We start from the raw sequence: 13,505 nt of genomic DNA, 5'->3' as shown, positions 1-13,505 counted from the left end.
CGGTTCCGGGGCGTTCTAGCTCGCTCCCGCTGCGGGTTCGTCGTCGGCCGGGAGGTGCTTGGCCAGTTCCCGGCGGAGGCGCCGGGGGCTGGGCCAGACCTCGCTGAGGTCGGCGGTGAACGACTGCCCGTCCGGCGTCTCGGCCAGCGGAGGCGGTCCCACTTCCTCGCCCTGCACGGGGTGGACTCGGTCCATGTCGACCGGGGTGACCTCGAGCAAATTCTTGAAGCCGTCCCGGCGTACGGTCACGTGCTTGATGTCGGCCCAGGCGAGCATGACCGGGTCGCTTTCCTGGGCGGCCAGTTCCAGCCCGGCCGAGGAGACCCGCACCCACGTGCGCAGAGAGCCCCGGGTCGAGTAGGCGTAGGCGCCCGAGGCGAGCGCGGCGACCACCGACGCCTGCGCCGCGGTCTGCCACCACCGGTTGCCGGCTCCGCCCTCGCCCAGGAACGCGACGACCGGCGAGACCACGGCGAACGACACCATCAACAGCAGAAAGAGCGCGAGGAACGTCCGCACCGGCGACGACTTGAACAGCACGGCGTCGCGGGCGGGCGCCTCGACCTGCTCGGGCGCGATCGACATGCCTTCATGCTGCCCTGCCGGCGGCCCCCGCTCCGGCGATTTCCCGGAGCCGCAACCGAAAGCCCGGGCCGACGCCGGCTCCGCGAGGGAGCCGGCGCCGATCGGCGCGGTCAGAAGGCGCAGGCGATGACCAGCTCCGTGGTGCGGCCGGGCAGGGCGTCGAGCTTGGCGATGCGGCCGGCCGCCTTGAGGTCGCTCTCGACCAGGGCGAGCCGCTCCAGCATCTCGGCCGGGCCGAGCGCCTCGGCCAGCGGCACCTCGGCCTTCATCGACAGTTTCCGCTCGGATTTCGCCCGCCGGACCTGGCGCAGCGCCTCGCCGGCCAGATCGAGCAGGCCCGCGTCACCTTCGCCGGCGACCCGGGTCAGCTCGTAGGGCGTCGGCCAGGTCGCCTGGTGCACCGACCCGTACCGCCACCACGACCAGACCTCCTCGGTGACATAGGGCACGAACGGCGCGAACAACCGCAGCAGCACCGACAGCCCGGCGGCCAGCGCCGCCCGCGCCGAGTCGGCCCCCGGCCCGGACGCGTACGCCCGTTCCTTGACCAGCTCGATGTAGTCGTCGCAGAACGTCCAGAAGAAGGCCTCGGTCGCCTGCAGCGCATCGGTGTGGTCGTAGCGGTCGAACGCCTCGGTCGCCGCCGTCACGACGGTCGCGAGCCGGGCCAGCATCGCCTGGTCGAGCGGCTCGGTGACCGGTTGCCGCAACGCGTCGGCCGCGCCCAGCCCGAGGGCGAACTTGGACGCGTTGAGGATCTTGGTCGCCAGCCGGCGGCCGACCTTGATCTGGGCCGGGTCGAAGGCCAGGTCGGCGCCGGGCCGCCCGTTCGCCGCCCAGTACCGGACGGCGTCGGACCCGTTCTGCACCAGCAGATCCATCGGGGTGACGACGTTGCCCTTGGACTTCGACATCTTCTTGCGGTCGGGGTCGAGGATCCAGCCCGAGAGGACTGCCGTCTTCCAGGGCAGCACGTCGCTCTCGAGGTCGGCCCGCAGGACGGTGGAGAACAGCCAGGTCCGGATGATCTCCTGCCCCTGCGGGCGCAGGTCCATCGGGTAGACCCGGCTGAAGAGGTCGTCGTCGCCGTGCCAGCCGCCGACGATCTGCGGGGTCAGCGACGACGTCGCCCAGGTGTCCATGACGTCGGGGTCGGCCATGAAGCCGCCCGGGACGTCCCGCTGGGACTCGTCGAAGCCGGGCGGGCACTCCGAGGACGGGTCGACCGGCAACGACGATTCATCCGGTATGAGAAGCTTGTCGTAGTCCGGTTCGCCAGCGTCGTCGAGCCGGTACCACACCGGGAGAGGCACGCCGAAGAACCGCTGCCGGCTCACCAGCCAGTCGCCGGTCAGCCCGTTGACCCAGTGCTCGAAGCGGTGCCGCATGTGGTCGGGGAACCATCGCAGCTCGCGTCCCCGGGCGATCAGCCGCTCGCGCAGCTCGGGCTCGCGGCCCCCGTTGCGGATGAACCACTGCCGGCTGGTGACGATCTCGAGCGGCGAGTCGCCCCGCTCGTAGAACTTGACCGGGTGCGTGATCGGCTTCGGTTCGCCCAGCAGGTCACCGGTCTCGGTGAGGATGCGGACGATCTCGCGCCGGGCGGCGTTGACGGTCAGGCCGGCGAAGTCGCGGTAGGCCGCGTCGGAGACCCCGGCCGGGCGGTCGGGCAGGAAACGGCCGTCACGCCCGAGCACCACGCGCGTCTCGAGCTGCAGGTCGCGCCACCAGGTGACGTCGGTGAGGTCGCCGAAGGTGCACACCATCGCGATGCCGGTGCCCTTGTCGGCCGCGGCCATCGGGTGAGCCCGGACCGGGACCTCGACGTCGAAGTAGGGCGTACGGACGCTGGTCAGACCCTCGTAGCGCTCGTCGCCCGGGTGGTGGACCAGGGCCACGCACGCCGGCAACAGCTCGGGCCGGGTGGTGTCGACCTCGACCGGGCCGTCCGGCCCGTGGAACCGCAGCCGGTGGTAGGCGCCGGGGCGTTCCCGGTCCTCCAGCTCGGCCTGCGCGACCGCGGTGCGGAACCCGATGTCCCACAGCGTCGGCGCCTCGGCCGTGTAGGCCTCGCCGCGGGCCAGGTTGCTGAGGAAGGCGCGCTGCGAGACGGCCTGCGACCGCCGCCCGATCGTCGTGTACTGCAGGCTCCAGTCGACCGAGAGCCCGAGCCGCCGCCACAGCGTCTCGAACACCTTCTCGTCCTCGGCCGTCAGCCGGCCGCACAGCTCGACGAAGTTGCGCCGGGAGATCGCGATGGCCTGCTTCGGCGCCGTGGCCGGCGGCTCCCACTGCGGGTCGTACGGCAGTGCCGGATCACAGCGGACCCCGTAGACGTTCTGGACCCGTCGCTCGGTCGGCAGGCCGTTGTCGTCCCAGCCCATCGGGTAGAAGACCGTCCGGCCGCGCATGCGCTGGAACCGCGCGACCGTGTCGGTGTGCGTGTACGAGAAGACGTGCCCCATGTGCAGCTCGCCCGATACGGTCGGCGGAGGGGTGTCGATCGCGTATACGTCCGCCCGCTCCTTCGAGCGGTCGAACGCGTACGTGCCCTCCTCCTGCCAGGTGCGCGCCCATTTGTCCTCGAGGCCGTCGAGCGACGGCCGCTCGGGCAGACCGGCGCGCCCGGTCGTTCCCGTATCAGTCATGTGCAGGATGGTACGGCGAACCGCGGCGTGGAGCCGCCGATAAACGGTCCCGCGACGCCGGTCACACAGCCTCGCGACGCCGGTCACACAGCCCCGCGACGCCGGTCACACAGCCAGGCGGCCGCCGTCGACCGGCAGCACGGCACCGTGCACGAAGGACGCCCGATCGCTGATCAGGAAGGCGATGGCGTCGGCGATCTCGCGGGGGTCGGCCGCCCGGCCGGCGGGCAGGGTGCCGGCCAGCGACCCAGCGAAGCCGACGGCGCCCTCGGTCAGGGTCGGGCCGGGGCTGACCGCGTTGACCCGGACGCCGGCCGGACCGTACTCGGCCGCCCAGGCCTTGGTCAGCAGCACGACGGCGGCCTTGCTCGAGCCGTAGAGGGCGGCCCCCGGCATGCCGAACCCGGCCACCATCGTGCTCACGTTGACGATCGCCCCGTCGCCGCGCTCGGCCATCGCCGGCGCCAGTTCGGCGACGAGGAAGAACGGCACCCGGACGTTGATGTCATAGACGGCGTCGTACTGCTCGCCGGTGACCTCGTGGGTCGCCGCGAACGGGTAGACCCCGGCGTTGTTGACCAGGATGTCGACCTTGCCGCCGAGTCGGATCGCTTCCCGAGCCAGTCGCCGGGCGCCGTTCTCGTCGCGCAGATCGGCCACGAGGAAGTCGGCCCGGCCGCCCGCGTCCCGGATCTGCGCGACCGCGGCCTCGCCCCGCTCCCGGTCGCGGCCCGAGAGGACGACGTGACTGCCCAGCTCGGCCAGCCGGATCGCCGTGGCCCGCCCGATGCCGCTGGTGGCGCCGGTGACCAAGGTGGTGGTGGCGGACATTTCCTGCTTCACGATGCGCACCTGTCTGTCGATCGGCCGAGCGCGGAGGGCGCTCGGTCCGCCCGGTGCAACCGCGCGACCTGGTGTCCACTTCCTACCGGGTTGTAGGCCTTTACTTATGGGTGCCATCGCTTTCGCTTGGATCGGCCCGGTCGAGCGCCGCGATCAGGAACCCGAGGTCACGACGCCGCGAGTCGGCCGGCCAGGTGGCCCACGTGCGGCGGACCAGGGGGTTGCCGGCCAGCGGCCGCCAGACGACCCCGTCGGGCAGCGGCTGCGGCCAGTCGGGCGGAGCCAGCGAGAACACTCCGCCGCTCAGCACCGCGGTCAGTTTGACCTCGGGAATGAGCGACTGGCTGCCCTCCGGTTGGGGCCGCGGTCGCAGACCGTGGCTGCGCAGCACCGCCACGATCTCGTCGAACCAGGCCGGGCTGTCGGCCCGCCGGAAACTCAACCACTCCAGCCCGGCCAGCCTGTCCAGTCGGAGGGCGCCGATCCGCCCGTCGGCATCGGGGGTGGCGAGCTCGTCGGCGACACGGCTGGCGAGCAGCACGCCGAGCGGTTCGGCGCCGACCTGCATCGCGTCGAGGTCGTCACCGTCGGGACGCTCGCGGAGCAGGCCGAGGTCGAGCCGGCCGGAGCGCAGGGCGGCCACCTGGGCGCTGGTCGACAGGTGATGGGCCTCGACCCGGCCGGCCGGGCGGGCGCTCGCCAGCTCGGCGAGGGCTCCGGCCAGCACCTCCATCCGCACCTCGAGCGGCAGGCCCAGGTGCAGCACCGGTGGCTCACCCTCCGGGCGGACGACCGCGGCCATCGCCTGCTCGTACCGCGCCAGCACGGCCCGCGCCTCCGCGGCCAGCACCTCACCGGCCGTCGTCGGTCGCACGCCGGTGCTGGCCCGGATTAGCAGCGGCTGGTCCAGCTCACGCTCGACTGCCGCGACGACCTGGGACACCGCCGGTTGGCTCAGCCGGAGCCGGCGGGCCGCGCCGGAGAGGCTGCCCTCCTCGACGACGGCCACGAACACCCGCATCTCGCGTAACTCCACCGGTTCATCGCAGCACACAGGTCATCGCAGCACGCCGGGATCGGCCGACGCCTCGTGATCGAGCAGGAAGTGCTTGACCGGCAGGCCCCAGCGATAGCCGCCGAGCGACCCGTCGAGCCGCAGCACGCGGTGGCACGGGGTGAACAGCGCGACCGGGTTGCGGGCGCACGCGGTGGCCGCGGCCCTGATAGCCGCCGGTCGGCCGCTGAGCCGCGCGAACTCCGAATAGGTCACCGGCGAGCCGGGCTTGATCTCGCGCATGACCTGCCAGGCGTGGCGCAGATAGTCGCCGCCGCTGTGCTGCTCGACGACGACGGCGTCGAGCGCGGCCCGGTCACCGTCGAAATAGGACCGCACGTGCCCGGTGACCGGGCCCACGTCGTCGGCTCGGGTGGCCGGCTCGCGCAGGCTGGGATGGATCAGCTCGGTGAGCTCGCCGACCTCGGTGGTGAAGCCGGCGGCGCGGACGGCACCCGTGTCACTCACGACGACGGTGAACGGGCCGGTCGTGGTCTCCAGGGTTCGGTATTTCAACATCGCGTCCTCCAGGGTTGCGACACAGCCTGGCCCGGACCGGGCCGCCGTGGGAAAGATCTTGGTGGGCTGTGGACGACTACGCCGCGCGCCAGAGCCGGACGAGGGCGTAGCTTCGCCACGGCCGCCACCTTTCGGCGTACGCGGAAAGGGTTTTGACCTGGTCGGGCAGGCCCAGGGCGCGGGCGCCGCGGCGAGCGGCCAGATCGGTCGCCAGGAAGACGTCCGGATCGCCGATCGCGCGCATCGCGACGTAGCCGGCTGTCCACAGGCCTATCCCGGGAAGGTCGGTCAGGCGGGCCAGCGTCTCCTCGCGGTCGGCGCCGGGCTCCAGATCGATCTTCCCGTCGGCGACCGCGCCGGCCAGCCGGCGGATCGTCTCGCGGCGCGCCGTCGGCATGCCGAACGCGCTGTCCGGCAGGTCGGCGATCTCGGCCGCCGACGGGAAGCCGACGAGACCGCCGTCCCGCAGGAAGGGGCGAATCAGCCGGGTCAGCGTCGTGCGCGCGGCCGGGACACTGACCTGCTGGCCGACTGTCGCCCGCACCGCCATCTCGAAGCCGTCCACCGCGCGCGGCACCCGTACGCCCGGCTCGGAGCGCACCCGGGGCCCCAGCGCGGGGTCCGCGCCGAGCGTCGCGTCGACGGCCTCCGGGTCGGCGTCGAGGTCGAAGAGCCGGCGGCAGCGGGCGACGGCCGGCGCGAGATCGCGCACGTCGCTCAGCCGCAGCGTCGCCGAGACCCAGCGGTCGGCCGGGGTGAGCGAGACGGTCGCGCTCCCGTGCGGCAGGGTCAGCCCCCGGCGGTACGTGTTCCCGTCGCGCTCCTCGACACCCGGCAGCGCCCGCGTCCCGAGGAAATCGAGCAGCGCCGGGACGTGCAGCGGCGACCGGTAGGCGAGCCGGAGGGTGATCGTGCCCGCCTCGGCCGGCGCGACCGGCCGGCGCTCGCGCAGCCCGCTCGGCGCCTGGGCGTAGACCTCGAGGATCGTGTCGTTGAACTGCCGCACGCTGCCGAAACCGGCGGCGAACGCGATCTCGGCCAGGCCCAGGTCGGTGGTCTCGATGAGGATGCGCGCGGTCTGCGCCCGCTGCGCGCGAGCCAGGGCCAGCGGGCCGGCGCCGAGTTCGGCGGTGAGCAGCCGGTTGAGGTGCCGTTCGGTGTAGCCCAACCGGCTCGCCAGACCGGGCACGCCTTCCCGGTCGACCACGCCGTCGCCGATCAGCCTCATCGCGCGCCCGACCAGGTCGGCTCGCACGTCCCACTCGGGCGAGCCGGGCGCGGCGTCCGGCCGGCAGCGCTTGCAGGCCCGGAAGCCGGCGCGCTGGGCGGCGGCCGCGCCCGGATAGAAGCGGACGTTCTCCCGTTTCGGGGTCATCGCCCGGCACGACGGGCGGCAGTAGATGCCCGTGCTGGTCACGGCGGTGCAGAACCAGCCGTCGAAACGCTGGTCCCGGCTGTCCACGGCCCGGTAGCACCGCTCGAAGTCCAGTTCCATGCGGTCGAGTCTGCTCTCCCGGGTGCGGTCGTGGCTGGCGGGATTCGGACATCGCCATCACGTGTCAACTGTGGTTGACGGCGGCGATGATGTCAACTACGGTTGACGCATGGACACGATGACAGCGACCCACCTGCGCTATCGCACCTTCGGTTCCGGCGGTCCCAAGGTCGTGCTGCTGCACGGCGGGATGCAGACCTCGGCCAACCTCACCCGGCTGGCCGCCGCGCTGGCCGGCACGTTTACCGTGTACGTCCTGGACCGCCGCCGGGACCACCCCGGCCACAGCCTGCGATCCGAGGTCGACGACCTGGCCGCGATGATCGACGAGACCGGCGCCGGCAACGTCTTCGGGCTGAGCTCGGGCGCGGTCGTCGCGCTGCACGGCGCTCTCGAGTCGCCGCGCGTCGAACGGCTCGCGCTCTACGAGCCGCCCCTGCGCATCGCCGGCTTCGACCCGGTGGCGTGGCTGCCGCGCTACGAAAAGGAACTGGCCGCCGGGCGGACGGCCGCGGCCATGATCACGGTCTCCAAGGGCACCGGCGATCTCCGGTACGTCCCGAGGGCCGCGCTGACCCCGTTCGTCCGGCTGTGGATGCGATCCGACCCGGGGGTCCGGGCGCTGGTGCCGACGATGCGGCACGACGCGGCCGTGGTCGACCAGGCGAGCGGGCCCTTGAGCCGGTACGCGGCGGTCACCGCGGAAACGCTCCTGCTCGGAGGCGAGCGCTCCCCGGCGTACCTGAAAGGGGTTCTGAACGGCTTGGAACCGGTGTTGCCCCGGGTGCGGCGGGTCACGCTCGACGGTGTCGGCCACGTCGCGGCCGACAACAGCGGCAAGCCCGAACGGGTCGCGGCGGAACTGCGGAAGTTCTTCCGGTAGCCGCTGCGTAGACTAACGTTCCGTGAGCCTCACCATCGGAATCGTCGGCCTGCCGAACGTCGGCAAGAGCACCCTGTTCAACGCCCTGACCAAGAACGACGTGCTCGCCGCGAACTACCCGTTCGCGACGATCGAGCCGAACGTCGGCGTGGTCGGGCTGCCCGACGAGCGGCTGGAGAAACTCGCCGAGCTGTTCGACAGCGAGAAGACCATCCCGGCCCCGGTGAGCTTCGTCGACATCGCCGGCCTGGTCCGCGGCGCCTCCAAGGGCCAGGGCCGCGGCAACGCGTTCCTCGCCAACATCCGCGACGCCTCGGCGATCTGCCAGGTCGTCCGCGCGTTCAGCGACCCCAACGTGCTGCACGTCGACGGCAAGGTCTCGCCGGCCGACGACATCGAGACGATCAACACCGAGCTGATCCTGGCCGACCTGCAGACGGTGGAGAAGGCGCTGCCCCGCCTGCAGAAGGAAGCGAAGCTCAAGAAGGACCGCGCACCCGCCGTGGCTGCCGCCGAGGCCGCCTTCAAGCTGCTCAACGACGGCGTCACGCTGCACGCCGGCGCCAAGGCCGCGGGCATCGACGTCGACCTGCTGGGCGAGCTGCACCTGCTGACGACCAAGCCGTTCCTCTACGTCTTCAATGTGGACGAGGCCGAGCTGAACAATGCCGCGTTCCTCGACGAGCTGCGCGCCCTGGTCGCCCCGGCCGAGGCCGTCTTCATGGACGCGAAGATCGAGTCCGAGCTGATCGACCTGCCGCCGGACGAGGCCCAGGAGCTGCTCGAGTCGACCGGCCAGACCGAACCCGGCCTCAACCAGCTGATCCGCGTCGGCTTCGACACCCTGGGCCTGCAGACCTACCTGACCGCCGGCCCGAAGGAGGCGCGCGCCTGGGTGATCCCGGTCGGCGCGACCGCCCCCGAGGCCGCCGGCGTCATCCACAGCGACTTCCAGCGAGGCTTCATCAAGGCCGAGATCGTCAGCTACGACGACCTGATGGCCGCCGGCTCGATGTCCGCCGCCAAGGCCGCCGGCAAGGTCCGCATGGAAGGCAAGGACTACACCATGAAGGACGGCGACGTGGTCGAGTTCCGCTTCAACGTCTGAGTCAACTTGATCTCCGCAGTTTCGCCACGTTCCAGCCAGTGCGCGAACGGACGTCGCAGCGTTCATCATTGATGAGGGCGCACCGCCTGTCCCAGTCGCAGGCTTCGGCGATCGAGTAGAGATACCCGCGTGCGCGTCGGGACGGGCTCGAAACCAAGCACCGCTTGGCTTCGGTTGAGTTGCTGTTCCCCTGGGCAGATTGAGTGTGCGAAGGTGGTGCGGTGGGGGACGGTCTTCGTGTGATCCTGCCCGGGCCGGAGGGCTCGGGTGATGCGCGTCGCGCCTTCACCGTCATGGGGCAGATTCTTGAGCTGCTTGGAGAGCTGGAGGACAAGGCCCTCAATAAGCAGTCTGGTCGAGCGGACGATCGGACCAGTTGGGGTCTTACGGAGCTCAGCTTGGGGAGCATCGTCACCACGCTGGCACCGAATATGCCCAGGCGAGGAGCAACGTCGAAGACGCTCTCCGGCGTGCTGGCCAGTGCCGTTGACGGCTTCGCGCAGGCGGAGGAGCACGAGGGTCTGCCCGAAGGGTGGGACATCCGGTCCGCGCGAACAGCTGCCGACTTGACCCGGCTGCTCGGCCTGATCTCGTCCGATGGTATGCAGATCCAACTCTTGAGAGACGATCACCCGGTCCGCGCCGTCACGGTCACTCATCGTTCCGCTGAAAATCTGAGCGCCACTCTCAAGACGAGGAGGGAGTCCATCGGCTCCGTCATCGGTCGTCTCGACAGTCTGTCGCTTCATGATCGACGCGAGGCCGGCCTGTGGCCTGAGCGAAACGGCCCTCGGGTGGCTGTTCGATTCGAGGTCGGCCAGGTTGATGAGTTGAAAGCAGCCTGGGGTAGGCGTGTCGAGGTTTCTGGACTCATTGTCAGAGACATCGAGGACACAGTTCTTACGGTACGGATGCGCAGAATCGAACTGTTGCCGGATGCGGCCGATGCGCCGGCTGTTGCACTATCCGGATTAAGTTTGGACATGGCCGGCGATCGGGCGCCAGGGGAGCATCTGGAGGACATTCGCGGTGCGTCCTAAGATGCCCAAGTCGGTCTACCTTGAGTCCAACGCTCTTATTACTGTTGTTACCAAAAGTCCGGGTCACGAGCCTATCGCAGAAGCTCTCCGACTCGCCGACGCCAAGAAGCTGACCGTGCTCATCAGCATGCTGGCGTACGTCGAGGTTCGTGGATGGAGCCTGAGGGACCCGTACCCTCAAGACCTTGACGATGAATGCGTTCGCCTGCTCGACAGCCCAAATCTTCTGAGGGTAGAACTCTCACGCGGTGTAGCCGTTCGCGCCCGGCGCTGTGCACACGCCTACGGACTGAAGAACTATGACGCGATCCATCTCGCAAGCGCTCTTGAGTATCCGGCTGATGTGATGATGACGTCAGACAAGGGCTTCAAAGGTCCCCGAAGCATCGAGGGTGTCTGGATCGATGAGCCTTACGAGCTTGGCGATCCGACGTTGATCTAGGAACGATCGAGACCTGCCTGGGAATTATGCAGGCGGATGCCTATCTGTTTGGCTTTCAGTCAATAGGCTACAGCATCATGCGACGCGATGAAGTTCCGATTCAACTTCTGACCTGCTCTGCTGAGTCACGCGATGCTGTGCCGGTTCGCAATGACGCGGTGGCGTTTTCCTATTCGTTTGACACACTGGGTTGGTGGGCGACGCGGTGTACAACATTGGGGAAGGGCTGGCGACGCGGGTGACTCTGTCGATGCCCGAGGGAACGATGGAGGTTATCCGCGCACGGGTGCGCAAGCGTGAGTTCTCCGCGTTGATCGCCGATGCGGTCGAGCAGGAGTTACGCGGCAGGTGCTCGATGAGTATCTGGCCGATTACGAGAGCCGCAAGGGGCTGGTCTCGGAGCGCGCTCGTCAGCAGGCGCGGCAGGTCTTCGACGAGGTATCTGCCGACGAGGGCGAATGGCCCGCTGCAGGCTGATCCATGAAGGGACGCCGGTCCTCGACAGCCAGGGGCTGGCCAAGCTGCTCGCTGGCGATGAGTGGGTGGTGAGTCTGCTGCGCGATCGCCGGCCGAAACTAGCTCTTGCGGCCGGGCACGAGGCCATCGAGGTCGAGCTCGATCGGAAATGGGGTAGTAGTGCGGAGCTCGCGTCGGTGGATTCCGGTCGGCACGTACGACCGGGTGGGTCCGTCCAGTTCGTAGGCGTGGACCACCGGTGATCCGTCCGCTTCCTCGACGCGCCAGTAGTTCGCGATGCCGGCCTCCGCGTACTTGCGAACTTTGACGTCGCGGTCACGGTGGGCCGACTCCGGTGAGACCACCTCCACGACCAGAAGGGTCTCTTCGGGCAGGTAGAACGTGCGGGACGGGTCGTAGGGCGCCGTCGTGGCCAGGAGATCAGGCTCGGGCCGGTTCCACCTGTCGAGCCGGATCGTAATCTCCCGGTCGACCTCGATGCCTTCCGGCGCCTGGGTCGTCAACGCGTTCACCAGAGCGGTGATCATCCGGGCGTGCCAGACCCGCTGGGGAGGCACGAAGACGAGCGCTCCGTCGATCAGTTCGGTGTGGCGGGGTGCTTCGGCAAGCTCGTCGAGGTCCTCGGAGTACCAGCCTTCGGGCCGAGGCGGTCGTATCCACTCGGGCACCGCAGTCATGTCATCACGGTAATACCGGGGTAACGGCGTCGTCCTGGGCGTCGTTTCTGTCTCGTATGTCTAGAGGGTGCGCTCGTAGCAGCGTGAGATCTCCGACCCCACGTACGGGCCGTAGAGAGGGATCTCCCGGTAACCCTCGCGCTCGTAGAAGCGGATCGCTTCCGGCTGCTCAGTGCCGGTCTCCAGGCGCAGGGTCGTCCAGCCGCGGGTGACGGCGGCTGACTCCAGCGCCCGCAGCACGGCCGTGGCGATGCCCTTGCCGCGGAGGTCGGGCAGGACGTACATGCGCTTGATCTCGGCGCTTCGGTCGTCCAGGCGGCGTAGGGCCCCGCAGCCCAGGGCGGCGCCGTCGGGGCCGAGGGCGACCAGGAACAGGTCGATGTCGGCCGCCGAGGGGGCGGCGCCGGGCTCGTGGTCGTCGCTGCCGTAGCGCTCGTCCAGCTCGGCCCGCTGGGCGGCTCGCAGGGCGGCGCCGGCCGGGTCGTCCCAGGAGCGTTGCTCGATGGTGGTCATCGCAGGTCCGAGTCGGTGGCCATCTTGTTCAGGGCGGTGGCCAGGTCTTCCAGGTCGATCTGGCCCAGGTGGTCGAAGATGTGGCGGCGGACGCTGGACAGGTGGGTGACCCAGGCCTGGCGCAGCCGGGCCAGGCCGTCCGCGGTCAGCACGGCGTTCCAGCCGCGGGCGTCCTGCTCGCACTTGACCCGGTTGAGGTAGCCGAGGGACTCGAGCTTGGCGGCCAGCCGGGTCATGCCGCTGAGCGACATGTCGCAACTCTGTGCGAGCTCGCTCATGCGCATGCGACCGTGGGGGGACTCGGACAAGTGCCGCAGAACGCTGTATTCGCTCAGCGTCATGCGTTGCTCGGTCTCCAGGTCGGCGTTCATCGCCCGTGGCAGCACGAGCAGGATCCGGCCGAGCGCCCGCATGACCGCTTCTTCCTTAGCGGAGAGCGCGGTGAGGTCCGGCGGGAGGACCGGTTCGGGTGATGTGGCGGACATGGGGTTGATCGTAGGCCCGCGTCGCAGGAATAGTTGCTTGACGTAGCAAGTTAAGGCGCAAGGACGCACCGACAGCGCAATGGGTTACCACGGCGCGAGAGCACACCACCAGCGCAGGCGAGGAAAACGCAATGACCAAGATCGGAATTATTCTCGGCAGCACCCGCCCGGGCCGTAACGGCGAGGCCGTGGCCAAGTGGGTTCTCGACGTCGCCGCCAAGCGCGACGATGCCGAGTTCGAGCTCGTCGACCTACTCGACTACAACCTGCCCCACCTCGACGAGGCGATCCCGCCGTCGATGGGCCAGTACAGCAAGCCGCACACCATCGAGTGGGCCAAGAAGATCGACTCCTTCGACGGCTTCATCTTCGTGACCCCGGAGTACAACCACTCCACCTCGGGCGCGCTGAAGAACGCGATCGACTTCCTGTTCAAGGAGTGGAACAACAAGGCCGTCGGTTTCGTCGGCTACGGCGCGGTCGGTGGCGCCCGCGCGGTCGAGCACCTGCGGCTGATCGCCGGCGAGCTCATGATGGCCGACGTGCGCGCCCAGGTCCTGCTGTCGCTCGCGACCGACTTCGAGAACTGGAGCACGTTCCTGCCCAGCGAGCGCCAGGAGCAGGCTCTCACCACGGTTCTCGACCAGACCGTGACCTGGAGCAAGGCCCTCGAGCCGATCCGTCAGGCCGCCTGAGGCAGCAACTGATCAAAAACGCCACGAGGCCCCGGATGTTG

General features: G+C 69.6%; 15 protein-coding genes. 6 read left to right on the top strand and 9 right to left on the bottom strand.

Features of this window, described 5'->3' with window-relative positions; genetic code table 11:
* Positions 1-15: 15 nt before the first annotated feature.
* From HJC40_RS21680 to HJC40_RS21655, 6 genes are all read right to left on the bottom strand, one after another.
* Positions 16-585, bottom strand: coding sequence for a hypothetical protein (locus HJC40_RS21680; RefSeq protein WP_250003102.1), 570 nt, complete (start codon positions 583-585; stop codon positions 16-18).
* 110 nt (positions 586-695) lie between these two features.
* On the bottom strand, positions 696-3,233 hold the full coding sequence (gene valS / locus HJC40_RS21675) for a valine--tRNA ligase (RefSeq protein ID WP_250003101.1): 2,538 nt from the start codon (positions 3,231-3,233) through the stop codon (positions 696-698).
* A gap of 105 nt (positions 3,234-3,338) precedes the next feature.
* Complete coding sequence (locus HJC40_RS21670) at positions 3,339-4,076, bottom strand: SDR family oxidoreductase (protein ID WP_250003100.1); 738 nt, start codon at positions 4,074-4,076, stop codon at positions 3,339-3,341.
* A 100-nt stretch (positions 4,077-4,176) separates the two neighbouring features.
* The gene (locus HJC40_RS21665) at positions 4,177-5,112 is read right to left on the bottom strand and encodes a LysR family transcriptional regulator (protein WP_250003099.1); all 936 of its coding nucleotides are present in this window, start codon (positions 5,110-5,112) and stop codon (positions 4,177-4,179) included.
* Positions 5,113-5,133: 21 nt separating this feature from the next.
* The gene (locus HJC40_RS21660; RefSeq protein ID WP_250003098.1) at positions 5,134-5,649 is read right to left on the bottom strand and encodes a methylated-DNA--[protein]-cysteine S-methyltransferase; all 516 of its coding nucleotides are present in this window, start codon (positions 5,647-5,649) and stop codon (positions 5,134-5,136) included.
* A 76-nt stretch (positions 5,650-5,725) separates the two neighbouring features.
* Positions 5,726-7,144, bottom strand: coding sequence for a DNA-3-methyladenine glycosylase 2 family protein (locus HJC40_RS21655; RefSeq protein WP_250003097.1), 1,419 nt, complete (start codon positions 7,142-7,144; stop codon positions 5,726-5,728).
* Positions 7,145-7,253: 109 nt separating this feature from the next.
* On the opposite strand from HJC40_RS21655, the gene HJC40_RS21650 reads away from it, so the two are divergent.
* From HJC40_RS21650 to HJC40_RS45390, 5 genes are all read left to right on the top strand, one after another.
* The gene (locus HJC40_RS21650; protein WP_250003096.1) at positions 7,254-8,027 is read left to right on the top strand and encodes an alpha/beta fold hydrolase; all 774 of its coding nucleotides are present in this window, start codon (positions 7,254-7,256) and stop codon (positions 8,025-8,027) included.
* Positions 8,028-8,049: 22 nt separating this feature from the next.
* Positions 8,050-9,135, top strand: a complete 1,086-nt coding sequence (gene ychF / locus HJC40_RS21645; protein ID WP_250003095.1) for a redox-regulated ATPase YchF — start codon at positions 8,050-8,052, stop codon at positions 9,133-9,135.
* A 221-nt stretch (positions 9,136-9,356) separates the two neighbouring features.
* Positions 9,357-10,175: a hypothetical protein gene (locus tag HJC40_RS21640; protein ID WP_250003094.1), complete on the top strand. Its 819-nt coding sequence runs from the start codon at positions 9,357-9,359 to the stop codon at positions 10,173-10,175.
* Between the two features lies 1 nt (position 10,176).
* Complete coding sequence (locus HJC40_RS21635; protein WP_250003093.1) at positions 10,177-10,617, top strand: type II toxin-antitoxin system VapC family toxin; 441 nt, start codon at positions 10,177-10,179, stop codon at positions 10,615-10,617.
* 348 nt (positions 10,618-10,965) lie between these two features.
* Entirely contained in the window at positions 10,966-11,094 is a 129-nt protein-coding gene (locus HJC40_RS45390) for a hypothetical protein (RefSeq protein ID WP_284043527.1), read from the top strand.
* Positions 11,095-11,192: 98 nt separating this feature from the next.
* Here HJC40_RS45390 and HJC40_RS21630 read toward each other — a convergent pair whose 3' ends face one another.
* From HJC40_RS21630 to HJC40_RS21620, 3 genes are read right to left on the bottom strand one after another with little or no spacing between them, the layout of a single operon-like run.
* Positions 11,193-11,771, bottom strand: a complete 579-nt coding sequence (locus HJC40_RS21630; RefSeq protein ID WP_250003092.1) for a Uma2 family endonuclease — start codon at positions 11,769-11,771, stop codon at positions 11,193-11,195.
* A 60-nt stretch (positions 11,772-11,831) separates the two neighbouring features.
* Positions 11,832-12,284 carry a GNAT family N-acetyltransferase gene (locus HJC40_RS21625; protein ID WP_250003091.1) on the bottom strand — a complete coding sequence of 151 codons (453 nt, stop codon included), beginning with the start codon at positions 12,282-12,284 and terminating at the stop codon, positions 11,832-11,834.
* Complete coding sequence (locus HJC40_RS21620; protein WP_250003090.1) at positions 12,281-12,769, bottom strand: MarR family winged helix-turn-helix transcriptional regulator; 489 nt, start codon at positions 12,767-12,769, stop codon at positions 12,281-12,283. The genes HJC40_RS21625 and HJC40_RS21620 overlap by 4 nt, the downstream gene beginning before the upstream one ends.
* Positions 12,770-12,900: 131 nt before the next feature.
* Here HJC40_RS21620 and HJC40_RS21615 point away from each other — a divergent pair, with 131 nt between their 5' ends.
* Positions 12,901-13,464, top strand: a complete 564-nt coding sequence (locus tag HJC40_RS21615) for an NADPH-dependent FMN reductase (RefSeq protein WP_250003089.1) — start codon at positions 12,901-12,903, stop codon at positions 13,462-13,464.
* The last annotated feature ends 41 nt before the right edge of the window (positions 13,465-13,505 follow it).

This window comes from Actinoplanes sp. M2I2 (genome assembly GCF_023544445.1).
GTDB lineage: Bacteria > Actinomycetota > Actinomycetes > Mycobacteriales > Micromonosporaceae > Actinoplanes.
The sequence above is the reverse complement of the archived record's forward strand: the minus strand, read 5'-3'. Positions and strand labels throughout refer to the sequence as shown.

Bases quoted from the DNA above. Each gene is read 5' to 3' on its own strand.
- HJC40_RS21655 (WP_250003097.1), bottom strand. From the start codon at position 7,144: ATGGAACTGGACTTCGAGCGGTGCTACCGGGCCGTGGACAGCCGGGAC.
- HJC40_RS21650 (WP_250003096.1), top strand. From the start codon at position 7,254: ATGGACACGATGACAGCGACCCACCTGCGCTATCGCACCTTCGGTTCC.
- HJC40_RS21615 (WP_250003089.1), top strand. From the start codon at position 12,901: ATGACCAAGATCGGAATTATTCTCGGCAGCACCCGCCCGGGCCGTAAC.
- HJC40_RS21680 (WP_250003102.1), bottom strand. From the start codon at position 585: ATGTCGATCGCGCCCGAGCAGGTCGAGGCGCCCGCCCGCGACGCCGTG.
- HJC40_RS21635 (WP_250003093.1), top strand. From the start codon at position 10,177: ATGCCCAAGTCGGTCTACCTTGAGTCCAACGCTCTTATTACTGTTGTT.
- HJC40_RS21620 (WP_250003090.1), bottom strand. From the start codon at position 12,769: ATGTCCGCCACATCACCCGAACCGGTCCTCCCGCCGGACCTCACCGCG.
- HJC40_RS21660 (WP_250003098.1), bottom strand. From the start codon at position 5,649: ATGTTGAAATACCGAACCCTGGAGACCACGACCGGCCCGTTCACCGTC.
- valS (WP_250003101.1), bottom strand. From the start codon at position 3,233: ATGACTGATACGGGAACGACCGGGCGCGCCGGTCTGCCCGAGCGGCCG.
- HJC40_RS21625 (WP_250003091.1), bottom strand. From the start codon at position 12,284: ATGACCACCATCGAGCAACGCTCCTGGGACGACCCGGCCGGCGCCGCC.
- HJC40_RS21630 (WP_250003092.1), bottom strand. From the start codon at position 11,771: ATGACTGCGGTGCCCGAGTGGATACGACCGCCTCGGCCCGAAGGCTGG.